We start from the raw sequence: 23,344 nt of genomic DNA, 5'->3' as shown, positions 1-23,344 counted from the left end.
TATCCATGTAAGTCCCGGAGTCAATTATTCTACTGTAACTGACTTTGCCAGATTACGTGGCTTATCTACGTCCAACCCCTTTGCATCGGACGTGTAATACGCTATAAGCTGCAGGATGACAGCAGCCGAAAATACCGTGAACAATCCATCCTGCTTTGGTATGGATATGTGTTTGTCACATACATCTTTATCATTGTACTCTTCATCCATGCTGACAAGAATGACGTATGCGCCTCTTGCCTTAACCTCGCGTATATTGGAAATCATCTTTCCGTATACAGATTCCTGTGTAGCCAAAGCTATGACCGGAACGTTCTCAGTTATGAGTGCTATCGTTCCATGTTTTAACTCCCCTGCCGCATAAGCCTCAGCGTGAACATAAGAAATCTCTTTCAGCTTCAGTGCACCTTCCAGTGACAGTGTATAATCCAGTCCTCTTCCTATGAAGAATGCATCCGGAGCCATCTTTATATAGTTTGCAACTGTCTTTACTTCATCTGCCTGCTTGAGTGTCTCCTCTATCACCGGGATAACGCCCTGAAGCTGTCTGATGAATGCCTTTGCCCTGTCCTCAGAGTATATACCCTTGACATAGCCAAGTCTGCATCCAATGAGATACATTGCAGCCATCTGTACCGAATATGCCTTGGTACTTGCAACTGCGATCTCAGGACCGGCATGTGTATAAAGGACGTAATCGCTCTCTCTGGCGATGGTCGATCCCTTTACATTGACTATGGACAGAACCTTTGATCCACATCTCTTGGCAAGTCTGAGTGCCTCGAGTGTGTCAATAGTCTCTCCTGACTGTGATGTAACTATTACGAGAGTCTTTTCATTTATGAGTGGTTCCTTGTATCTGAATTCTGATGCTATCTCAACATTAACAGGAATCTTTAACTCCTTCTCAATCATGGCCTTGCCGACTATTCCGGCGTGCATAGCTGTTCCGCATGCAACCACTGTGATGTTCTCAAGATTCTTAAACACCTCATCATCGATGCCGTCCTCAGTGAAATCAGGAAGCTCATTCACTATACGAGGAGTTATCGTGTTTCTCAGTGCCTCTGGCTGCTCATAGATCTCCTTCAGCATAAAGTGCGGATATCCACCCTTCTGAGCTGCCGTTATGTCCCATGTTATCTTGAGCATCTCCGGCTCTACCATGTTCCCCTTCATGTCTTCTACTTTGATGCCTGTGCTTGAGAGTGTCAGTATATGATACTCCGGCACAACAAAGTATTCCTTTGAAAATGATATTATCGCTGTGAGGTCTGATGCAATGATCGATCCCTCATCTGTGTATGAAGCGATCATCGGACTTACATTTCTCACTGCGTATATCTTGCCCGGTCTGTCTGCAAACATAATGCAGAGTGCAAATGAACCGGCTATAGCCTTAACAGCCTTTCTGATAGTCTCGATGGGATTGCCATCGTACAGTGTGTCCAGAAGTGCTGCTACTACCTCTGTGTCCGTCTCGGATACCAACCTGTCGGCCAGTCCGTATTCTCTCACAATGTCGTTATAGTTCTCTATAATTCCATTATGTATAAGTGCCACATCTCCGCACCTATGTGGATGTGCATTCACATCCGTAACTCCGCCGTGAGTAGCCCATCTCGTATGGCCTATTCCACAGGTTGATCTGTACACAGGACTGTCGTCGCTGCACATCTCCCTGAGGTCTTCCACTCTGCCGGCTTTCTTCTTGATCGTCAGTGTATCATCATCATTAAGCAGTGCTATTCCCGCACTGTCATATCCCCTGTACTCGAGCTTTGCCAGTCCGTCAATAAGAATGTCCTTGGCTGGTTTCTTTCCTACATATCCTATGATTCCACACATATTAAATTAATCTCCTTTCGGCTTATAACCACGCTGTATACTGATAATATTATAATATGGCGCACTTAAAAAAGGTGAAGCCACCATACATAACAGCTATGGGTGTCCGGTCATGATTCTTTGTTTTGGAGTTACCCCCATATTTGGATATCATGTGCGCATCCAGACTCTGCGTGAAGGCATCCGCCGAATATTCGATAACCTTCAACCTCGTTATCCCTGAAAGCCAAAGCCCAGGGGTCATGGCGCTAAGATTTCTAAATCTTTCCAAAGGCACACTCCTCCTGTCCGTGCACCTAACAAAATTCTATCATGAAACATCTAATAAATCAATGCAGAAAGGCCTCTGCGTATAATCTTTGTAACATAAAATTTACTTCAGCTTTATAAATAAAAACAGGGAAACACCACGGATCCCGGCCGTGTGCCCAGCCTGTGATGCTTCCCTCATTATATCCACTATTTTATATCTTAGCTTATAAAGCATCCACCTGGGAAGTCCTTCTCGGTGGTCAGGAGTGACAGATTACCCTCAGGATCCTCTGCGCACAGAAGCATACCCTCTGATACGACTCCGGCAAGCTTGCATGGCTTGAGGTTTACTATAGCCACAACCTTCTTGCCAACCATATCCTCAGCGGAATATGTACCCTTGATTCCGGACACAATCTGCTTCACATTGTTCTTGCCAAAGCTTACCTGTGAACAGAGAAGCTTTCTGGAGTTTGGAACCTCCTCACAGGAAACGATCTCGCCGATCATGAGCTGCATCTTCTGGAACTCCTCAATGCTTATCTCCTGCTTGTCAACTACATCAGGATTGGCCTTGAGTGCCTGAACCTTTGCCTCTGCGATCTTGATCTTCTTGGTCTCAGCAGAATTCTCCTTCTCTTCCTTCTGCTTCTTGGCCTGCTCGTACATGGACTCCTTCTCCACTGGAGCGAACTCGGCAACCTTAGCCATAACTTCCTTCACGTCAAGACGTGCGAATAGGATCTCAGGCTGCTCTGTTACCTTTGTTCCTGACTTGTACAGACCAAACTTTCCAAGCTCTGTGACCTTTCTCTTCTCGGTATTGAGCTGTGCCATGATCTTCTCAGTTGTCTCAGGCATATATGGCTCAAGGAGTGTTGCACCTATAACGATGCTCTCGACAAGGTTGTACAGAACTGTGTTCAGTCTGTCCTTCTTGTCCTCCTCCTTTGCGAGTGCCCAAGGCATTGTCTCATCTATGTACTTGTTGCATCTCTTGAACAGTGCAAATATCTCTGTGATCGCATCTGCAACCTTGAGCTTATCCATGCACTCTGCAACCTTGTATCTGCAGTCCATAACGACCTTCTTAAGATCCTCATCGACAGGCTCTGTGACGTTGGTATTTGTCACAATGCCACCGAAATACTTGTTTGACATCGATATGGTTCTGTTGACCAGGTTGCCAAGTGTATTCGCCAGCTCTGAGTTAAGTCTCTCAACCATGAGCTCCCATGAGATAACTCCATCATTCTCAAATGGCATCTCGTGAAGAACAAAGAATCTGACAGCATCCACGCCAAATATATTGACCATATCGTCAGCGTACATTACGTTGCCCTTCGACTTACTCATCTTGCCATCACTCTGGAGGAGCCAAGGATGACCGAATACCTGCTTTGGAAGCGGAAGTCCGAGTGCCATCAGCATGATAGGCCAGTAAATGGTATGGAATCTCAGGATATCCTTGCCGATCAAGTGAAGATCTGCCGGCCAGTATTTATAAAACTTCTCATCGCTCTTTCCATCTACGTCATATCCAAGTCCAGTTATGTAGTTTGAAAGCGCATCAACCCATACATATACAACATGTTTTGGATCAAAGTCTACCGGAATTCCCCACTTGAATGATGTTCTTGAAACACACAGATCCTGAAGTCCCGGCTTTAAGAAGTTGTTGACCATCTCGTTACGTCTTGACTCAGGCTGTATAAACTCAGGATGCTGCTCTATATGCTTCATGAGCTTGTCCTGATACTTGCTCATCTTGAAGAAGTATGCCTCCTCCTTGGCCTCCTGAACAGGTCTTCCACAGTCCGGGCACTTGCCATCTATGAGCTGTCCATCTGTAAAGAACGACTCACATGGTGTACAGTATTTTCCTACATAATGTCCCTTATATATATCACCCTGATCGTACAGCTTCTTAAATATCTTCTGTACCTGCTTCTCATGGTAATCGTCTGTTGTACGGATAAACTTGTCATATGAAGTATTCATGAGATCCCATATTCTCTTGATCTCACCTGATGTCTCATCAACGAATTCCTTTGGGGTCTGCATGTTCTCAAAAGCCTTGTTCTCGATCTTCTGTCCATGCTCATCTGTTCCTGTCATGAATCTTACATCATAACCTGCGAATCTCTTGTACCTTGCAATGCTGTCAGCCAACACGATCTCGTAGGTGTTGCCTATATGAGGTTTACCTGATGCATATGCAATGGCGGTTGTAATATAATACGGTTTTTTTGCCATTTCAAAAACCCTCCCTGAAAAAATACTACAAGCACAAATGAAATGCTTGTGCAACTTTACCGAAAAACTCCTCGGTAATTGTAAATTATATGCCTTTTTATTATTTATTGTCAAGAAGATGGGATATTAAATAAGTCTGTTACGATAGTCATTCTATAACACTGCCAATAAACTTGTCATCGTCTCTCTCTCAAAAGCGCATCACATTCCTGAGAACGGCAAACATCACCGCCCCGGCAATACATATAAATATAAGTATATTGTCAAATCGCGATAATTTTCTGTTTCCATATCTTACGAATACATAATCGTTTTTTACAATTATGTATGCCAACGCCGGAAGAGCTATAAACATAAATTGATTATAAGCAAATGCCTTTGCAAGATCCAGCCTTACGGCCGCAAGGATAGCCCGTGTTATCCCGCATCCTGGGCATAAAAATCCGGTTATCTTTCTGAATATACATGGTATGGCAAGTCCTGTCACTCTTATGAATATATAATAGAGGATGCCTATCCCCACGAGGATGGCATCCCTTTTAATTATCGCATTTCTTCTTGATTTCTGTATCTGATCCATGCTCTGTATTTCTTTGTCTCCGCCGACTACTGCTGGCTGTTATCACTGCCTGAAGCATCTGCTGATGTGTTAATATTCTGATCTGACTGCTGGCCAAATGTATTCTGGTCTAAACCGGCCTGCTGACCATATCCCTGCTGATTGTATGTATTCTGATCATATCCCTGCTGGCTGTATGGCTGCTGTCCGTATGCCTGCTGGTTATATGCATTCTGGTCATATCCCTGCTGACCATATGGCTGCTGTCCGTATGGCTGCTGTCCGTATGGCTGCTGTCCGTATGCATTCTGATTATACTGCTGCTGACCATACGCATTCTGGTTGTATGCGTTCTGATCATATCCCTGCTGACCATACGCATTCTGGTTATACTGCTGCTGGCCGTATGCATTCTGATCATATCCCTGCTGCTGACCATACGCATTCTGGTTGTATGTGTTCTGATTATAACCCTGCTGACCATATCCTGTATTCATCTGAGGTATAGCCTCTGCATATTTGTTTGCAGTGTCCTGCATAAGCGCATATGCAATAATTCCAAGTCCAAATACCTGAAGAAGGACGTATAAGATGCCTGAGTTGCTTGATGGTACACCGTTCTTATTCTTTATGATATCAACTTTCTCACCCATCTTATATGCCCAGAACCATCCATAGATGTTACATGTAACGATAGTGAGCAAAAGCGACATTCCACCACTTGTTGCATCTGTCTCTCCTGACTCCTGATTGATATCGTCTGTCAGCACAACAAACCAATACAATCCATATATTCCGCATGTCACAATTGAAAGCAGAATACATATTCCAATATTCCTCTGTTTGATCATAATTGATGATCCTCCTTAAACTTAAATCCTTAATTGAATTATGTAGGACTTGTGTATGACTGCAATTATTCCACTCATATGTAAACCACTGCATAACTGCAATAAAAATAACAGAATAGCCCCGCAGACACAACTCAGTCTACGGGACTATTTTCTCATACATTTTGTCTGTATGCAACTGCATCTATACATTTTTCAATGTATATTTGTATGCAATTTGATTCATTACGCATTTTTATTGATGGTATCCTGCATAATAGCATATGATACAATTCCAAGTCCACATAACTGGAGCAGAAGGAAAAGTATGCTTGAATTTCCTGCTGACTGACCATTCTTTGTCTTTATTGCGTCAATCTTCTCGCCCATCTTGTATGCCCAGAACCATCCATAGATATTACATGTAACGATAGTAAGCAACAATGCTACCCCACCGCTTGTTGCATCTGTCTGTCCAGATTCCTGATTAGCATCGTTTGTAAGGCAAACGAACCAATACAGTGCATAAATTCCAAATGTAATGATTGAAAATACTATGCACAAAGCAATGTTCCTCTGTTTGATCATAAAATGTCCTCCCTTGATTAATTATAAATTTTTTATAAAAATTTTATAAAATATATAAAACCATATCTATACATCTTTGTCAATAAAAATCAAAAAATTAAGCTGTTTTTTGCTTTATTATCTATATTTTATTATCTATATTTTTTTATAATCAGGCATAAATCTTCAAATATTTACATTCATAATTTATGTGATGTCGTAAACTGTTTTACTTTTGAAACCATGTGCTATATAATAAAATTTCAGGCAGACATATCTCAACACCCGTATCCTAAATATATTGCCAGGATTCACAGATTATGTTTGTCCGTATTGCAAACAATTTATAATTCTAGAGAAAAGAGGACATTTGTTATGAAAAACATGCTTAACTTCAAGAATTTCACAGCTGATGAGCTGATGGATATTCTCAATCTGGCACTTGACATGAAGAAGAACCCTGATAAGTACGCTCACGCTCTTGAGGGCAAGAAACTCTACACTCTTTTTGAGAAGACTTCCACAAGAACATTTCTTTCATTTACAACAGGTATAACTGAGCTCGGCGGCACATATTACAACCAGCTCTGGAAGGATTCCAACTTTACACTCGGTGAGCCTGTATCAGAGATTAAGTATGTATGCAGGAATGTAGATATCATCATGGCACGTCTTGTAAAGAATGAGACAGTCGAGCTGTTCGGCAACAATGTTACCGTTCCATTTATCAACGGATGTGACAGTTCTTATCATCCATGCCAGATCCTGGCAGATGCCCTCACTATTATAGAAAAGTTTGGCAGTCTCGATGTAAAACTTATGTACATCGGTGCCAAGAATAATGTATTCAACTCTCTTGTTGAGTTCTTCGCAAAGATGAAGAAGGGAACTATCTACGGACTCACGCCACTTGTGAACAACACCGTATGCGGCGATGACTTCTTTGAGGCAGCAAAGGCTACAGGTCACTATATTGAGCTCGATCCTACCATGAGCATGGAGGAGGCCAAGAAGTACGCCAAGGACATGGATATCCTCTACACAGATACATGGGTAGACATGGAGTTCTTCAACAACCCTGCATACAAGCAGCAGAAGGAGGAGACTCTTGCAAAGATGATGCCTTACCAGCTCAACGAGGAGTTCACAGAGGGCAGCAAGGCTATAGTATTCCACGACATGCCTATGCACCAGGGATTTGAGATCTCACAGGGCGTTATCGACAAGAACCTCAACCACATTTTGGATGAGGCTGAGAACAGACGTCACGCTGAGAAGGCTGTTATGTATACCCTTCTTAATTCTTAAAATATTCATTCTGATAACCTAAGGAGGATCATGTCAAATGAGACATTTAATAGACCCAATGGACCTGTCAGTTGAGGAGGTTGACCACCTTCTCGTGCTGGCACAGGACATCATCGACAATAAAGAGAAATACAGCGAAGTCTGTAAGGGCAAAAAGCTTGCAACTCTGTTCTTTGAACCAAGCACACGCACAAGACTTAGCTTCGAGGCTGCCATGATGGAACTTGGCGGAAACGTTCTCGGATTTTCATCTGCGAGCTCCTCATCTTCAACAAAAGGTGAGAGTGTGGGCGATACCGTCAAGATCGTCAGCTGTTATGCCGATATTATAGCTATGAGACATTATAAAGAGGGTGCCCCGATGCTGGCTTCCATGAAATCAGATGTTCCTATTATTAATGCTGGTGACGGCGGTCACAATCACCCTACGCAGACATTGGCCGATCTTCTCACAATAAAGAGAGAGAAGGGCAGACTAAACAATATGACCATAGGTTTCTGCGGAGATCTTATGTTTGGTCGTACGGTTCATTCACTTATAAAGGCCATGTCACGATACGAAGGCATAAAATTTATTCTCATATCACCGGATGAATTAAAATTACCTGATTATATAAGAACAGAAGTCATCGAAAAGAATAATATACCATATGAGGAGATTTCCTCTCTTGAGGATGCTATCGGATCTCTGGACGTTCTCTATATGACAAGAGTCCAGAAAGAACGTTTCTTCAACGAGGCGGACTACATAAGACTGAAAGATACCTATATTCTTGACAAGTCAAAGCTGGCTCTCGCTAGGCCTGACCTGTCGATCCTTCACCCGCTTCCTCGTGTAAATGAGATATCTGTTGAGGTGGATGACGATCCGAGAGCATGTTATTTCCGACAAGCACTCAACGGCAAATATGTCCGAATGGCACTCATCATGGACCTTCTCGGACTCGACAAGGATTTTAAGGCATAGGAGGAATGATCATGAATATTGACAGTATTCAGAATGGTATTGTACTTGACCATATAACAGCAGGCAAAGCCCTGCAGATATACAACGATCTTCATCTTGATAAGCTGGATTGCTCCGTTGCTATAATCAAGAATGTTAAAAGCGAGAAGATGGGAAGAAAGGACATTCTTAAGATAGATCAGGATATCGACATAAACCTTGATGTTCTGGGGTATATCGACCCGGATATATCCGTCAACATCATCAAGGACGGCAAGCTCGTTGAAAAACGTAAGATCGAACTGCCTGAGAGACTGGTTGGAATAAAGAAATGTACCAATCCAAGATGCATTACGACCACAGAGCAGGGAATAACCCATATATTCAAACTCACAGACAGAGAAAAGCGAATTTACAGATGTATATACTGTGAAGCAGACAAGTAACTGTTTACTTTTCAGTTTTATGTGCTATAATCTATAAAGTTGCGATAATCCGAGAATTATCTAAGAGGTGAAATATGGAACAGTATGTTATCAAGGGAGGTCGTCCTCTGGAGGGCGAAGTTACCATTGCGGGTGCTAAGAATGCCGCACTTGGAATACTTGCCGCTGCAGTCATGACCGACCAGGAAGTCACAATAGAAAACGTACCGAACGTCAGAGATACAAGAGTCCTTCTTCAGGCCATTCAGGGTATCGGCGCAAGGGTCCGTTACATAGACGAGCACACGGTTGCTATATGTGGTGGAACCATCAATCCGAATACCGATCTCTGTGTCGACGACGAATATATCAGAAAGATCAGAGCATCCTACTATCTGCTCGGCGCACTGCTTGGCAAATATAACCATTCACAGGTCGCTCTTCCAGGCGGATGCGACATCGGAGCCCGTCCGATAGATCTGCACATAAAAGGTTTTGAAGCACTTGGAGCCCACGTTGATATAGCAAACGGTATGATATCCGTTGAGGCTGATGAGCTGATCGGAAGCCACATTTACATGGATGTGATCTCAGTAGGTGCCACCATCAATGTCATGATGGCCGCCGTAATGGCAAACGGCAAGACTACCATAGAGAACGCAGCCAAGGAGCCACATATCGTTGATGTTGCCAATTTCCTCAACAGTATGGGTGCTAACATCAAGGGTGCCGGAACTGATGTCATCCGTATCCGTGGCGTAAAGTCACTTCACGGAACTACATATTCCATCATTCCGGATCAGATCGAGGCAGGAACCTTCATGGTTGCAGCAGCAGCCACCAGAGGCAACGTCCTCATCAAGAACGTAATTCCTAAGCATCTTGAGGCTATAACCTCAAAGCTTACAGATATAGGTGCCACTGTCATCGAGTACGATGATTCAGTGAGAGTAATGTGCAACAAGAGACTCAAAGCTACCAACATCAAGACTCTGCCATATCCGGGATTCCCGACAGATATGCAGCCACAGATGGCGGTTACACTTGCACTGTCCAACGGAACAAGCATCGTCACCGAGAGCATATTTGAGAACAGATTCAAGTATGTCGCAGAGCTTTCAAGAATGGGCGCACACATCAGAGTCGAGGGCAACACCGCTATTCTCGATGGTGTGGAGACATTCACCGGTGCAAATGTTGCAGCACCTGACCTGAGAGCAGGCGCAGCACTTGTAATTGCGGCACTTGTGGCCAACGACTTCTCTACTGTATGTGATATCAAGTATATCCAGAGAGGCTACGAGAAGTTCGACGAAAAGCTTCGCGGACTTGGTGCTCTCATCGAGAAGGTAGAGACGGACAAAGAGATCCAGAAATTCAAGCTCAAAGTAGGTTAATATATACGACATAAGGCGAAAAGCTTTTGCCGGTCAGCACTTGTCTGACCGGCAAAAGCTTTTTTATTGCAATTTTATTACTTTTTTATAACTTTTTTCACAAAAATGGTGCTCATTTGCAATAATTATGGTAAACTTAGACTGATGTAATTTTGTCATAAATACTATTTTATATATAGATTTGTTTTATGAAAAATGGAGGTTACTATGGATATCAATACTAAACGAACCCGGACTACTATTTCTATCGTAATGCTTATTTGGGCGGTCGTCTGCATCGCGGTGACCGGACTGTATGTGGGAAACAATCACGCAGAAGCCGCGACCACGGGAACTCTCACGTCTGACTACGTGTATTTCCGCAAATCACCAAACGGCACGCCTATAAAATATAACGGCTCGGCCATACTCCTAAGGAAGGGTCAGAAGATGACCGTACTGAGCACTTCCAACAAGACATGGTACAAGGTCAAGCTTACATACAAGAAGAAGAGCTACACCGGTTATGTGTACTCCGCATTTATCAAGGTAACAAGGACAACCTCCAAGAAGGCTCACCTTCGAAAAAATGAAAACTATGTATATTTCCGAAAAACGCCAAACGGCACGCCGCTGAAGTATAACGGATCGCCGATCATGCTCATGGGCGGTCAGAGCATGACCGTACTGAGCACTTCCAACAAGACATGGTACAAGGTCAAGCTTACATATAAGAAGAAGCGCTACACCGGTTATGTATATTCCAAGTTCATCGTGATCGACTCCACTTCAGCCACAACAAAGGCCACGACCAAGGCTACTACACAGCAGCCTACCACAGCGGCTCAGGCAGCCAAGAGCGGTTACGTGAATGAAGACTATGTATACTTCCGCCAGACGGCAGCGGGTACACCTATAACCTACAACGGAAGCGCGATCATGCTCATGAAGGGACAGGCACTCTCCGTGACTGATACATCCAACAAGTCATGGTACAAGGTCAACCTCACATACAGCAGCAAGAAGTATACAGGATTTATCTCCTCATCGCTCATCACAATGGGAACATACAAGGAACCTGACGGTAACCAGACATCGGATGCAGCATTTGAAAAGCAATTATCCGCCCAGAACTTCCCTGAGAGCTACAAGGTGCTTCTCAGAAAGCTCCATGCGGAGCACCCAAACTGGATATTCAAGGCGGTACACACCAACCTTAACTGGAACGACGTGGTCAAGAACGAGGTCAACGTACAGGGACGTGTCAACAACCTTGTAAACTGTACATCTTACAGTCCTAACTACGGCTGGAGATCACAGACCGTTGGATACAACTACAAGACAGACTCCTACTCATCATATGATGGTTCAACATGGTTTGCAGCCTCGGACGATCTTGTAAAGTATTACCTCGATCCGAGAACATATATGTCATCCGCAAGCTCCATGTTCGCATTTGAAAAGCTGTCATACGACTCATCACAGACAAAGTCAGGAGTTGAGGCTATATTATCTGGTTCGTTTATGCACAATGCGCACCCAACCGGTTCGACCACCACATATTCGTCCATGATAATCACCGCAGCACAGAAATCCGGCGTCAGCCCTTACCACATTGCTTCACGTATCAAGCAGGAGGTCGGAGGCTCGATAACCTCGGGAACAAACGGTAAGAATGCCACATATCCCGGCATATATAACTTCTACAATATCGGTGCATTTGAGAGTGCATCGGGTAACGCTATAACAAACGGTCTGAGATGGGCTTCATCGGGCACATCGTACAACAGGCCATGGACAACACCTGCCAAATCAATAATCGGCGGTGCGATGTATATCGGAGAGTCCTACATCAACAAGGGTCAGAACACTCTGTATACTCAGAAGTTCAACGTAACCTACACAGACTGCCTGTACTGGCATCAGTACATGGGAAATGTACAGGCCCCTACAACAGAGGCATGGAAGGTATATGATGCCTACAAGTCTTCAGGAGCACTCAACAAGGCCATAACATTTGCCATACCTGTTTACAAGAATATGCCAAGCACAGCAATGAAGATGCCTGCGGCTAATCCGGGCAACCAGAACAACTACCTGAAAACACTCTCTGTAAGCGGCAAGAAGCTGTCACCTACATTTGCAATAAACAGCACTACACAGTACACGGTAAATGTGCGCTCATCTGTATCAAGTGTGAAAATAAACGCTTCACCTGTAAGCAGCTACTCCACAGTGAGCGGAAAGGGAACAAAAACCCTGAAATCAGGAAAGAATACATTTAAGATAGTATGTAAATCCCAGAGTAAAGCTACACGTACTTACACCATAATAATTAACAGAGGATAAGGAGGACTCGGTGGATAACCGTATATGAATATTATGAGGACTACAAGATTTAGCTTTAGAACGTTTATGACAGAAGTTGCATGTGTGTTGACTATGATGCTTTTCATGCTTCATACCACTTATGCCGCTACAGTCGCATTTAGTGTTGAGGTTCCATCCACCACGGTCGTTGTTGGCGATACCGTGGAGATCAAGGTAAGTATAAACGCAGCCGATCAGGCTTTATCAAGCTACAGCTACAATATCACATATGATTCCACATTGCTCAAGGCTGTGAGCGGCGGCACCGTGGAATCTGAGGGCACCGTAAGCTACTCCCAGGCAAATGTAAAGCCTGGAGATGCAATGACAGCAACATTTACATTTACCGCCATTGCAAGCGGAACTGCCAGCATAGAGACATCAGCAGTTGAGGTCATCTCCGACACAGAAGAGTCGATAGACATGACACCGTCATACAACTCGGTAACCATCAGCGACAAGTCAGCCGCCGCTTCCACCGAAGCAGCTTCATCTACTGTCAGCGATACCGGTTCAGAAGCCGAGCCTGCAACACCTCTTGCATTGATCGACAGCGAGACCAAGCCTGTTGTTACTGAGGATGAGGTAGGAACACTCACAGAGGCAGATCAGAACGCATCCGCACCTGCAGATACCCTTGTAAGCGTTCACTCAAACAACAACACTTATAACATCATTCCAAAGCCTAATTCAGTCTCAGTGCCAACCGGATATCTTCCAGTGAAGATCAACCTGAACGACACGGACATCAGAGCTTATATGAAGGGAAGCAGTTCCAACACCGTTCTCCTCTACGCAGCAACAAACGACGGACACCAGGGCTGGTATTTCTTCAATCCAAATGAAGGAACTTTCCTTGACGCAACGGATCTCATCGAGGAGACGGATTCGCTGTCCAGCTTCATAGACAAGCACAAGTTCGTAATAATGCTCATAGCCATCATAGTTCTTGTGATACTGGTCGTTGTCATCATCATCCTTGCTGTCTCACTCAAGGGTCTCATCGCTGATTACGAGGCTCAGATAGACAAGCTGAAGAAGGACAACGAGGAGAAGGAAAGCACAGCAAATGAAACATCAGAAGCTGCCGAGCCTTCCGCAAAAGCCGCTGAACACGTCAGAATGCCTCACCACGACAATAGCGAGGTGCCCACCATCAACAACAAGGCGCTCTTCCCTGGGGACGACGAGGTTATCCACGAGAGTTACGCAGACTCCGATTACGACAATCAGGTATCTCCTGATGAGGACGATGTCATCCACACTGACGACTATGACGACACTGCATTTGAGGATGTCGCCGATGACAGCGAGCCTATAGATTCAGCATTTGACGTCAAAGAGGATACGGAGAGTACGGAGAGCAAGATCCAGGCATCCCTCGACGAGATAGATGCGGCACTTGAATCCGCAAAGAAATACAAAGATTAATACTCACGGAATAACGTGATATACAAAAAGCACATGTATCAGTTTCAATCTGATACATGTGCTTTTATATTTGTCTGAATTTTTTTAATCTGCTTATAAGTATGCTTTCAGCACATCCACCTTGTCCAGCTTCTCCCATGGGAGATCAAGATCTGTTCTTCCGAAGTGTCCGTAAGCTGCTGTCTGCTTGTAGATAGGTCTTCTGAGGTCAAGCATCTTGATGATACCTGCTGGTCTTAAGTCAAAGTGCTCTCTAATGATCTCGACAAGCTTATCATCTGAAAGCTTTCCTGTGCCAAATGTGTCTACCATGATGGATGTAGGTCTTGCAACACCGATAGCGTATGAGAGCTGTATCTCACACTTGTCAGCCAGACCTGCTGCAACTATGTTTTTAGCCACGTAGCGGGCCGCATAAGCCGCTGAACGGTCTACCTTGGTACAATCCTTGCCTGAGAAGGCTCCGCCGCCGTGACGGGCATATCCGCCGTATGTGTCAACGATGATCTTACGTCCTGTGAGACCACTGTCACCATTTGGTCCACCTATTACGAATCTTCCTGTTGGATTGATGAAGAACTTGGTCTTCTCATCGATGAGCTCCTGTGGAAGAACCTCGTCGAATATATACTTCTTAACGTCAGCGTGGATCTGCTCCTGGCTGACTTCCTCTCCGTGCTGTGTTGAGAGAACGACTGCATCAAGTCTTACAGGCTTGTCATTCTCATCGTACTCAACTGTTACCTGTGTCTTACCGTCCGGTCTTAAGTATGGGAGTGTTCCGTTCTTTCTTACCTCTGTGAGCTTTCTTGCAAGCTTGTGGGCAAGTGCTATTGGATATGGCATGTACTCAGGTGTCTCATTTGTTGCAAATCCAAACATCATACCCTGATCTCCGGCACCGATCGCCTCGATATCATCCTCGCTCATGAGGTGTTCCTTTGCCTCGAGTGCCTTGTCAACTCCCATGGCAATATCTGATGACTGCTCGTCTATGGCTGTGATAACGCCGCATGTATCGCAGTCAAATCCGTACTTTGCTCTGTCGTATCCGATCTCTCTGATCGTCTCACGAACGATCTTCTGAATATCCACATAAGCGTTGGTTGTGATCTCTCCCATGACAAGCACAAGACCTGTCGTGATGGATGTCTCACATGCCACACGGCTCATTGGATCCTGCTCCATCAGCGCGTCAAGCACTGCATCTGATATCTGGTCACAGATTTTGTCAGGATGTCCTTCTGTTACTGATTCCGATGTAAATAATCTTCTTTCCATACTACTTCCTTTCCTTTTTGTACATAAGAAAAACCGCTTCGTATGAGCGGTTTGATCGTGTCTGTCAAGCCTCTCATTGTTCGAGCACAGGTCTTGTATCACCTACATATCTGCGTCGCTCAGGTCGGCACCTTCCGAATCTGACATCGGGGTTGCCATGGCTTCTTCGTCCCTTCTGACTCCACCATTCTGAATAAGAGCGTTTTTCTAATATCTATAAATGCAATCATTACTCTATAGCATTGAGAGTTATTAGTCAACATATTTTTGGGGGAAATGATGCTTAATGAGTTTTTTTATATATAATGGGCAAAGGAGATGTGGCTATCCCCTTTGCCCATACCAATAACTTAGTTATTATCCTTCTTTTTCTTTCTTACAAGGAATATAACTATTCCCGCAATAATCAATACCACAATAACTATGATCAGTATAATGATCCATGAGATGCTGCCAGCCTCAGCCATAGCCGTCTGAATAGCATTACTCGATACAGTAAATGTTATTTCTGAACCATTATCCGATGCGCCATTACCTGCTGCATCAAAACATTCCACAACTATTGTGTGCTTCTTTGCAGATGCCTTTATATCGTCAAGCTTAACCTCTCCGCCGAGCTTCTCAATGTCCTTAGCTTCATATCTCGTCTTGACTCCGTCAACCGTGATGTCCACATATCCCAGCGCAAGATTATCATGGAATGAAACCGATGCACTTACAGAATCCGTATTCTCATACACAGCACCATTTTCAACACCAGCTACATGATACTCCGGTGCTGTTCTATCTATACAGAACTTAACCGCAGCATTCTTTACTTCATTATCTGTTTCTTTTCCCGCTGCATCCTTGGTATGGATAACTATACTGTACACACCCTCGTCCTTGAAGGTATCAGCAGGAATTGTAAATGAACGCTTGTTCCATCCATTTGACGGCTTGTCTTCCTTGACTGTATACTCATTGCTCTCAAGGTTTACTACCTTGTCGCCAACTGTATAGTACACATCAGAATCCGCAAAACCGGCAACATTATACTCATCTATAACTATGTCACCATCGCTCAGATTCGTATAATATCTGTCGACGCTTGCCTTTGCAGCCTTTCCAAGTACGAAATAAGATCCAAATCTATCTACCTTAAATCCTATTTCCTGACTTGTTTCATTTCCAGCCATATCCTTAGCAGTCACAACCAGAGTATAATTGTCATCAACATTCTCGCTCTGTTTAAAGTTAGAATATGAATATTTCTCACCATTTGAAACCGTCTCGGCGCTGTATGCCACATCATCACTGCCAGCTTCGCCTCTTGTGCCGGTCACACTTATTGATATGCCATCCTTGTTATAGTTTGTATCCGTTACAGATATAACCGGCGATACCTCATCTGTGTATACTCCATCCTTTTCTACCTGCGATATGCTAATCTCAGGAGCAGTCATATCAATGGTAAATGAATCATCAACTGTATTTGATGCAGTATTTCCCGCACTGTCTGTTGCGCTTACCCTTATACGGAACTTTCCATCTGCAGAGAAATTGACTGTCGCAACGTGCGTATCACCATTTGATGTAAATCCACTTGCTCCCGGAGCTGCGGATGTTCCATCCTCCGATGTTACAGCTATATTAACTCGTGAAGCATCAAAGTTATGCTCCTCAACCCTTATTGTAGCCGTTCTGGATGCATTGTAATATGTGCCATTCTGAGCACTGTTATTATCGTACGAAACCTCCAATACAGGTGCTGTCGCATCCACTGTGAACTTTCCTGACGAATAATCATTTGCCTTATTATCAGCCTTATCTCGACATGTAACTGTAAGAATATAATCTGCATCGTCTGAGAATACATAGTCCATTACATATGTATTACCATCCTTACTGAAGTTATTCTTAAGCTTAGTCACAACACCATTCTTAGACACTGACACAGTAACCTTTTCAGGATCAAAATTCACTTCATCAATTCTGATATGTGCCGTTCTTGCCCTGTTGTAGAAGTTTGAGTCATTATTTGAATCATATGTACAGCTTATAACTGGAGCTATGGTATCAATCACATATCTGCGATATACACCAGATGTAATTACGTTTCCCGCATTATCAGTGAGCGTTGCCATCACACGGTGCTCTCCCTCGTTTTCTTCTGCGGAACCTATCGTGTATGATCCACTGAACTTTGTCTTAATGGATGTTTTATCAGTATTATCACATAGAGTCTGAACGTTTCCATTGTCCTTAAGCACAACATTCTTTATTCCCGAGAAATCATCATTTGCCTTTATTGACAGGCTTACATTCTCATCCTTGCCATAATAATATACGTTACCATATTTTGTTGCAATTGAACTGTTCTCAGTGATATCCACAGATGACGTTCTCTCATGAAGATTACTGTCCTCTCTGACTACACCAAAATACTTTGTCACATCCTCTTTGCTCTGATATGCCTTATTGCCTGCAACATCATATACAGTTATGTTTATTTTACCCTTAAAGTTCTTGTCTATAAGCTTGGTAAACGCCTTAGTTAGCTTCTCTCCTGATCCGCATGTCCATACCTCAGAATCAATTGTGTCACTGTTCTTTTTATCTGCCGATTCAAAATCAATGACAACCTTTCCTACTCCACTGACATCATCATTTGCACTGAATGATAACTGGATTGCTCCATTGGAGAAGGACTTATAATCCTCGTATTTTGTATCGTCAGACATCGGCTTAACAGAAAAACCGGATATATTGGCTGATGTCTTGTCATAATAAAATCTCATAGACAGCCTGCATATGTTACCCACAACATCTTCAGCCTTAAGATTTACTGTATACTTTGCCTCAGCAGGAATCTTGCAGCTTCCGGTACTGTATGTGCCATCATTGTTCTTGACAAACTGTGTGGCCTGACCCGGATATGTAAATGTATCTGTTACGATCTTCTTGATATCCTCTGCGCTCTTTGATGAGTCGCCAACATTAGCAATATCAACGCTCTCTACACTTATACTTTTAAGATTGTTCTCAACAGCCTTTACTCCCCATGCGCTATTACTTGATGCGTTAAGATATGTATAGCTGCTGTCTCCAAACTCCTTGTTCGCAGTCAGTACAGGAGCAGTGTTATCTACTGTAAAATGTGCATGAAGCATATTATCCAGCTTATTTCCTGCAGCATCCTGAACATCCATATACACATCGTATACGCCATCAGCATCACTACCCTTAGGTATATCAAATGTTCCTGTTACGTCATATGCTCCCTGCTCTGTATTTTCTGATACACTTATATTATCTATTGCAATCTTGTTGTTCTGATTTCCAGCCTTAACGTAATAGAACTTGATATAAGCTGTATCTGAGCCATACTCCTTATCCACATCTGTTTCATATATTCCAAATGAACCATTTACTGTGAAATAAACACTGTTTCCAGCCTTTGTAAAACCATCCTTAAGCTCATTTTTATACTTGACTGCGCCACCCTTTATCTGTGGAAGTGCACCAATATCACAGGTGATCATAGTACAGTTTCCGGATTTGTCAAATGTATAGAAATAATACGTATTCCGAGCGTCATTGCTTGGATTCTTATCTGCAGTAACTGTAAGCTCTGCTCTTCCTGAATTGACGGATATTGTCTGATTACTGTACTTACTCAATATCTTATTTACACTGTCCGTAGTCGTATTATTTACATCGATATCTGTCAGCTCGTGATCCGAATACACAACCTTGTCAACAAGGCCTGACTCTGGATCGGATATGTCAAGTGTCACAACCTTCTTATATGCCTCAGGTATTTTCTCAGATGCATTGTCTATCTGAATTTCTGTTGAGTTCTTTGCATAAAATTTCATGTATGAAACCTTTGCTTCAGGAGCATTGAGATCAACATATACAGGGACTTCATCCTTCTTATACTTGAAATTATTCTTATCCGTAGAGGAATCCTGATTTTTGTTATCACCTATTGCTTTGGTTGTAATATTTACTTTAGTTTCCTTTTCAAAATAGCTGTTACTGTCGTCTGCATATATATCTTTCTGAGATGAGTCTCCTATTGATGTATATGCGCCATCATTTACCTTATAGGATACAACCTTATCAGTATCAAAGCCCAGTCGGAGGAATACCGGCCTATTCATCCACACATAGCTGTTGTCAACCATTGTCGGGTAAGTGGTGTTGTTTTTATCTACATATACATAATTGAAATTGTCAAACTGACCATACTTCACCGTTCCCTTGATAGAAACCGTCTTCTCAGTATCACATATTTTGTATGTTGCCTTAATCTCAAATGTAGAATTCTCCTGAGCATCCTCCGCAATTGTGAATACTCCGGTTTTTGCATTGATCGACTCTATTGCAGCAGAGTCAGAGCTAAATTTCACGCTATACTCATCTATTGCATTCTCCGGTTTCACGTTTCTCGTTGTGAAAAATGCAGTATATTTATATGTAGGATAGAACTCGTTACTCTTTATATTCTTTGCAAAGGACAATACTCCCTCGCCCTGTGCATCGGAAGTCTCAATCTGAACTTCATGATTATTTCCATCAAAAGCTATATCTACGCTCGTCTGAGAATACACCGTGCTGTCAGATTTGCCAGAAGCTGTTGAAGTAAATGCCAGGTTATTTCCATTGTCAGTTATACTGCTTATAATTGGCTTTGGTGAATTTGCCTTTATTTTTAATGTTATCTTCTGATTTTTTAAAAGAGTATATCTGCCATCTATAGCTGTCTGGTCATTTTTTCCGCTGACAGCTAAAATCTCTACATTGTCAGGATACTTAACCGTAAGATATGTCGAATTCGTCACAACTTTTGTAGTTACCTCTGCCAATGCGTTTCCATAAGCATCTATACCGGATACTTTCACATAGAAATTCTTTTCCGAGATATTCTTTACAATTGAACTGAGCTCTATTTCACTTGTTCCATCTGATGTAACAAGCTCATATGGCTGTCCCGCAAGAGACTTTCCATCATCTGTTCCAATTATATCTACACTGTATTTTCTTTTGCCCTCAAAGCTTGTGTTTATATTAAGCTTATAGCTGCCGTTATCCTCAGATACATATGCTCTGTCAATTCCATGTATTATATTTATATCTGAATCAACATTGCCGGTCCATGCAGTAAAATCACCCTGAAACGGATAGAATCTGACACTCAGCTCATCCCCGGCTTTCAACTGGGAACCCAATAAATCAAAATCATAATATTCTTCATCCACATAATCTTTAGTGTGAATACAGCTTGCACATATAGACCCTATCCAGAACTCCACCTTATCAACACTATTCTTGAATTCTTCTCCATTGTCTATGGCTACCCTCAAGCCCGTTGTAACCTGTCCAAGCCCGCTTTTGATCTCATTCTGTATAAATGTGATATCACCGACTCCTGCCGGTTTTTTAAATTCTTCTGAAGCAGGCTCTTTGAGCTGATCCTTCTGGCTCTGCCCATCCTGTCCGTCCTGAGATACAGGTGTGCTCTCTACTGCTCTTGATGTAAGTACACTTCCTGCATTTGCGGTTATCATAATCACAACCAGTGTCCATGCCATCAACGCTTTAAAAAACCTTGATTTTCTCATTTCTCTTTGCTCCTCTCTTATACTTATATGATTTCTTCTGTATTAATCAGAATTATCTGCTGCGTTATATTGAACACACTGCTTCTTGTTGACTTCTCCGGCTTTGCTTTGGCAACCAGAACATCAGTCGCCCCTGCACCACCGCCATTGTTTGATAACAATACAGTGTTTTCAGAATTTGCCAGCTTGACAGTCGAATCAATGTTACTCGAATTCTGCCCCGCCAGCATTGTCGTCTGCATTTGTCCGGCATTCATCTGGTATGCACTATTCTGCTGAACACCAGGTGGCTCAGGCTGTACAGTTTTTCTTTTCTGTACCGACTTATGCCGTGCAGTCTGTGCCTCTGTTCCGACATTCTCCGTGATCTCCTTGATCTGGCGTTTTCTCTCAATACCTGTGAGGTTCATGAACACCCTTGGAATACGAAACACAATAAACAATACAACCGCTGCAACAAGAAATACACATGCCGCTATCATACACACAAGCCACGCTGTATGATATGTATTCATGGTACGTTCTATCTCATCTACACTAAGTGACATTACTTCTCACCCCCAGTCTTACCTGATCCGGTGACTGCACTGTTCACCTTTCCCCGCGCTGTATCTATAAGGCTGTCAAATACTCCATCATAGCTGTTACCGACAACCTCCACCAAAGCACCCTTTACCTGTGTCTCTATGTTGTCTATCATTTCATACATTTGGGACGCATCTATATAACCGTTATATTCCCTTGCCTTTGCAACAATCTGGTTAAGAATAAGCTGATATGTATACGCTTTGAATTTATCATCAGTATAATTGTCATCCTGTGATATCGTGAGGTCATACAAGCTTACCAGATCATCCCACTCGGCAGAATAATCTACATCCTCATCAAATATATCCACTCCGCTTCCACCTGAAGAATTCACATATCCTCCAAGCCTTATGAAAAGTTTTGCATTTGACGCATTCTTATTGTTGTTTTTATTTCCATCCGAATATGGTTCAACCTTGCTAAACCACGCTATTGCGTCGGAGCTTCCGTTATTCATATATGCCCACAAATTAAGTCCGAGATTGTAACAGAAATTGTAATATTCAAGAGGATCTGCTTTTTTGAAATTATCCAGATGTCCATCCTTTTCAATCAGTTCCTTTATACTGTTGAGCTCATTGAATGTTATCGATTTATCCCCAGAACCCTGAGGCTGTCCATTCTCAAAATATTCAAGATACTTAGTACGTATAAGATCATATGTCTCAGGTGAAGTATCATCCAGGCTTAAAGCATTGCTAACCATGTCTTTAAACTCCGATTCCGATGTCGCCGTACCCGCATATGTATAATACGTATCAAAGTTCTGACTCTTGTAAGATTTCTCTTTGTAATTCATATATCCTGCTGTACCAAAGAGCGCCGCCGACAACACAACCGCCGTTGCGAATCCGAACATTTTTCTTTTCTGTGATTTCTTATATGTAATGTCCAGCTCGTTGTAATGCTCCAACGCATACATCAATTCACTACATGACTGATATCTATCATCAGGGTTCTTTCTGGTACATTTTAGAATTATCTCTTCAAGTCCTGATGAAAGCTTCGGATTCCACTGTCTTATCGGATACATCTCATATGGAGGTTTAGCCGGATTATGACCAGTAACCAGATGATACATAGTTGCTCCCAGGCAATAAATATCCGTTCTGGCATCAGTCTGACCATGCCCTCCAAACTGCTCCGGAGCCGCATATCCCTGAGTTCCAAGACAGGTTGTATCCTCCACCATGTTCTTATTTTTGTATTCTCTGGCAGTACCAAAATCAATAAGCATAACATTGCCGTCAGGCTTTAGCATTACATTGGACGGCTTCATATCTCGATAAATAATAGCCGGTGTTCTGCTGTGAAGATATCCAAGCACATCACACAACTGTTTTGCCCAATCGATCACGTCCTCCTGCGACTGGGCTCCCTGTTCATTGACCAGAACATTTAAAGGATTACCTTCGATATAATCCATAACTATAAGGAAGGTACCATCTCCATCTATAACATCGACTATACTCGGCAAATGCGGATGCTTTAGCCTTTTAAGCATGTCCGTCTCTACAACAAGCCCCTGCCGTATTACGTCAAAGTCCTTCTTGCCATCTTTTCGGACCTCCTTAATCGCCCACTGCTTATTTGCCTTCTCGTTCATGGCAAGGTATACAACACTCATACCGCCCTGTCCGATTTTGTTCAGGATCTTATATTTTCCATCTACAAGAGAACCTATCTCAAGCATAGCGC

General features: G+C 43.0%; 16 protein-coding genes and 1 riboswitch. Of the genes, 6 read left to right on the top strand and 10 right to left on the bottom strand.

Going from position 1 to position 23,344, the window contains the following annotated elements; genetic code table 11:
• Positions 1–24: 24 nt before the first annotated feature.
• From glmS to OCV54_RS02095, 6 genes are all read right to left on the bottom strand, one after another.
• Entirely contained in the window at positions 25–1,848 is a 1,824-nt protein-coding gene (gene glmS, locus OCV54_RS02120) for a glutamine--fructose-6-phosphate transaminase (isomerizing) (protein ID WP_022217506.1), read from the bottom strand.
• Positions 1,849–1,897: 49 nt separating this feature from the next.
• Positions 1,898–2,119: a hypothetical protein gene (locus tag OCV54_RS02115; protein ID WP_055222443.1), complete on the bottom strand. Its 222-nt coding sequence runs from the start codon at positions 2,117–2,119 to the stop codon at positions 1,898–1,900.
• Positions 2,120–2,319: 200 nt separating this feature from the next.
• Entirely contained in the window at positions 2,320–4,356 is a 2,037-nt protein-coding gene (metG, locus tag OCV54_RS02110; RefSeq protein WP_055222442.1) for a methionine--tRNA ligase, read from the bottom strand.
• 190 nt (positions 4,357–4,546) lie between these two features.
• Positions 4,547–4,936 carry a DUF2752 domain-containing protein gene (locus OCV54_RS02105; protein WP_015534309.1) on the bottom strand — a complete coding sequence of 130 codons (390 nt, stop codon included), beginning with the start codon at positions 4,934–4,936 and terminating at the stop codon, positions 4,547–4,549.
• A 26-nt stretch (positions 4,937–4,962) separates the two neighbouring features.
• Positions 4,963–5,766 carry a DUF4234 domain-containing protein gene (locus OCV54_RS02100; RefSeq protein WP_055222441.1) on the bottom strand — a complete coding sequence of 268 codons (804 nt, stop codon included), beginning with the start codon at positions 5,764–5,766 and terminating at the stop codon, positions 4,963–4,965.
• A gap of 225 nt (positions 5,767–5,991) precedes the next feature.
• Positions 5,992–6,333 carry a DUF4234 domain-containing protein gene (locus OCV54_RS02095; protein WP_004852487.1) on the bottom strand — a complete coding sequence of 114 codons (342 nt, stop codon included), beginning with the start codon at positions 6,331–6,333 and terminating at the stop codon, positions 5,992–5,994.
• Positions 6,334–6,687: 354 nt separating this feature from the next.
• Here OCV54_RS02095 and OCV54_RS02090 point away from each other — a divergent pair, with 354 nt between their 5' ends.
• The 6 genes from OCV54_RS02090 (at position 6,688) to OCV54_RS02065 (ending at position 14,168) form a co-directional block, all read left to right on the top strand.
• Positions 6,688–7,620 (top strand): ornithine carbamoyltransferase, encoded by a 933-nt coding sequence (locus OCV54_RS02090; protein ID WP_015534311.1) that lies wholly within the window; start codon positions 6,688–6,690, stop codon positions 7,618–7,620.
• Between the two features lie 37 nt (positions 7,621–7,657).
• Positions 7,658–8,587 carry an aspartate carbamoyltransferase gene (gene pyrB / locus OCV54_RS02085; protein ID WP_004852491.1) on the top strand — a complete coding sequence of 310 codons (930 nt, stop codon included), beginning with the start codon at positions 7,658–7,660 and terminating at the stop codon, positions 8,585–8,587.
• Positions 8,588–8,598: 11 nt separating this feature from the next.
• Positions 8,599–9,012: an aspartate carbamoyltransferase regulatory subunit gene (locus tag OCV54_RS02080; RefSeq protein ID WP_015534312.1), complete on the top strand. Its 414-nt coding sequence runs from the start codon at positions 8,599–8,601 to the stop codon at positions 9,010–9,012.
• 74 nt (positions 9,013–9,086) lie between these two features.
• Complete coding sequence (locus tag OCV54_RS02075; RefSeq protein ID WP_015534313.1) at positions 9,087–10,388, top strand: UDP-N-acetylglucosamine 1-carboxyvinyltransferase; 1,302 nt, start codon at positions 9,087–9,089, stop codon at positions 10,386–10,388.
• 207 nt (positions 10,389–10,595) lie between these two features.
• The gene (locus OCV54_RS02070; RefSeq protein ID WP_022217501.1) at positions 10,596–12,716 is read left to right on the top strand and encodes a cadherin-like beta sandwich domain-containing protein; all 2,121 of its coding nucleotides are present in this window, start codon (positions 10,596–10,598) and stop codon (positions 12,714–12,716) included.
• A 33-nt stretch (positions 12,717–12,749) separates the two neighbouring features.
• Positions 12,750–14,168 carry a cohesin domain-containing protein gene (locus tag OCV54_RS02065; RefSeq protein WP_262563231.1) on the top strand — a complete coding sequence of 473 codons (1,419 nt, stop codon included), beginning with the start codon at positions 12,750–12,752 and terminating at the stop codon, positions 14,166–14,168.
• A gap of 93 nt (positions 14,169–14,261) precedes the next feature.
• Here the strand turns inward: OCV54_RS02065 and metK are convergent, their stop codons facing one another.
• The 4 genes from metK to OCV54_RS02045 all read right to left on the bottom strand — a co-directional run bounded on the left by metK (position 14,262) and on the right by OCV54_RS02045 (position 23,339).
• Positions 14,262–15,449 (bottom strand): methionine adenosyltransferase, encoded by a 1,188-nt coding sequence (gene metK / locus OCV54_RS02060; protein WP_055146176.1) that lies wholly within the window; start codon positions 15,447–15,449, stop codon positions 14,262–14,264.
• A gap of 70 nt (positions 15,450–15,519) precedes the next feature.
• Positions 15,520–15,649, bottom strand: a riboswitch (SAM riboswitch).
• 150 nt (positions 15,650–15,799) lie between these two features.
• The gene (locus OCV54_RS02055) at positions 15,800–21,058 is read right to left on the bottom strand and encodes an Ig-like domain-containing protein (protein ID WP_055222438.1); all 5,259 of its coding nucleotides are present in this window, start codon (positions 21,056–21,058) and stop codon (positions 15,800–15,802) included.
• A gap of 23 nt (positions 21,059–21,081) precedes the next feature.
• Positions 21,082–21,606, bottom strand: coding sequence for a hypothetical protein (locus OCV54_RS02050; RefSeq protein ID WP_055222437.1), 525 nt, complete (start codon positions 21,604–21,606; stop codon positions 21,082–21,084).
• Complete coding sequence (locus OCV54_RS02045) at positions 21,606–23,339, bottom strand: serine/threonine protein kinase (RefSeq protein ID WP_082431230.1); 1,734 nt, start codon at positions 23,337–23,339, stop codon at positions 21,606–21,608. The genes OCV54_RS02050 and OCV54_RS02045 overlap by 1 nt, the downstream gene beginning before the upstream one ends.
• Between the last annotated feature and the right edge of the window lie 5 nt (positions 23,340–23,344).

Source organism: Coprococcus aceti (genome assembly GCF_025567285.1).
Lineage (GTDB): Bacteria > Bacillota > Clostridia > Lachnospirales > Lachnospiraceae > Coprococcus > Coprococcus aceti.
Note: the sequence above shows the minus strand (reverse complement) of the source record. Positions and strands in the feature narration are given on the sequence as shown.

Bases quoted from the DNA above. Each gene is read 5' to 3' on its own strand.
- glmS (WP_022217506.1), bottom strand. From the start codon at position 1,848: ATGTGTGGAATCATAGGATATGTAGGAAAGAAACCAGCCAAGGACATT.
- metG (WP_055222442.1), bottom strand. From the start codon at position 4,356: ATGGCAAAAAAACCGTATTATATTACAACCGCCATTGCATATGCATCA.
- OCV54_RS02105 (WP_015534309.1), bottom strand. From the start codon at position 4,936: ATGGATCAGATACAGAAATCAAGAAGAAATGCGATAATTAAAAGGGAT.
- OCV54_RS02100 (WP_055222441.1), bottom strand. From the start codon at position 5,766: ATGATCAAACAGAGGAATATTGGAATATGTATTCTGCTTTCAATTGTG.
- OCV54_RS02095 (WP_004852487.1), bottom strand. From the start codon at position 6,333: ATGATCAAACAGAGGAACATTGCTTTGTGCATAGTATTTTCAATCATT.
- OCV54_RS02090 (WP_015534311.1), top strand. From the start codon at position 6,688: ATGAAAAACATGCTTAACTTCAAGAATTTCACAGCTGATGAGCTGATG.
- pyrB (WP_004852491.1), top strand. From the start codon at position 7,658: ATGAGACATTTAATAGACCCAATGGACCTGTCAGTTGAGGAGGTTGAC.
- OCV54_RS02080 (WP_015534312.1), top strand. From the start codon at position 8,599: ATGAATATTGACAGTATTCAGAATGGTATTGTACTTGACCATATAACA.
- OCV54_RS02075 (WP_015534313.1), top strand. From the start codon at position 9,087: ATGGAACAGTATGTTATCAAGGGAGGTCGTCCTCTGGAGGGCGAAGTT.
- OCV54_RS02070 (WP_022217501.1), top strand. From the start codon at position 10,596: ATGGATATCAATACTAAACGAACCCGGACTACTATTTCTATCGTAATG.
- OCV54_RS02065 (WP_262563231.1), top strand. From the start codon at position 12,750: ATGAGGACTACAAGATTTAGCTTTAGAACGTTTATGACAGAAGTTGCA.
- metK (WP_055146176.1), bottom strand. From the start codon at position 15,449: ATGGAAAGAAGATTATTTACATCGGAATCAGTAACAGAAGGACATCCT.
- OCV54_RS02055 (WP_055222438.1), bottom strand. From the start codon at position 21,058: ATGAGAAAATCAAGGTTTTTTAAAGCGTTGATGGCATGGACACTGGTT.
- OCV54_RS02050 (WP_055222437.1), bottom strand. From the start codon at position 21,606: ATGTCACTTAGTGTAGATGAGATAGAACGTACCATGAATACATATCAT.
- OCV54_RS02045 (WP_082431230.1), bottom strand. From the start codon at position 23,339: ATGCTTGAGATAGGTTCTCTTGTAGATGGAAAATATAAGATCCTGAAC.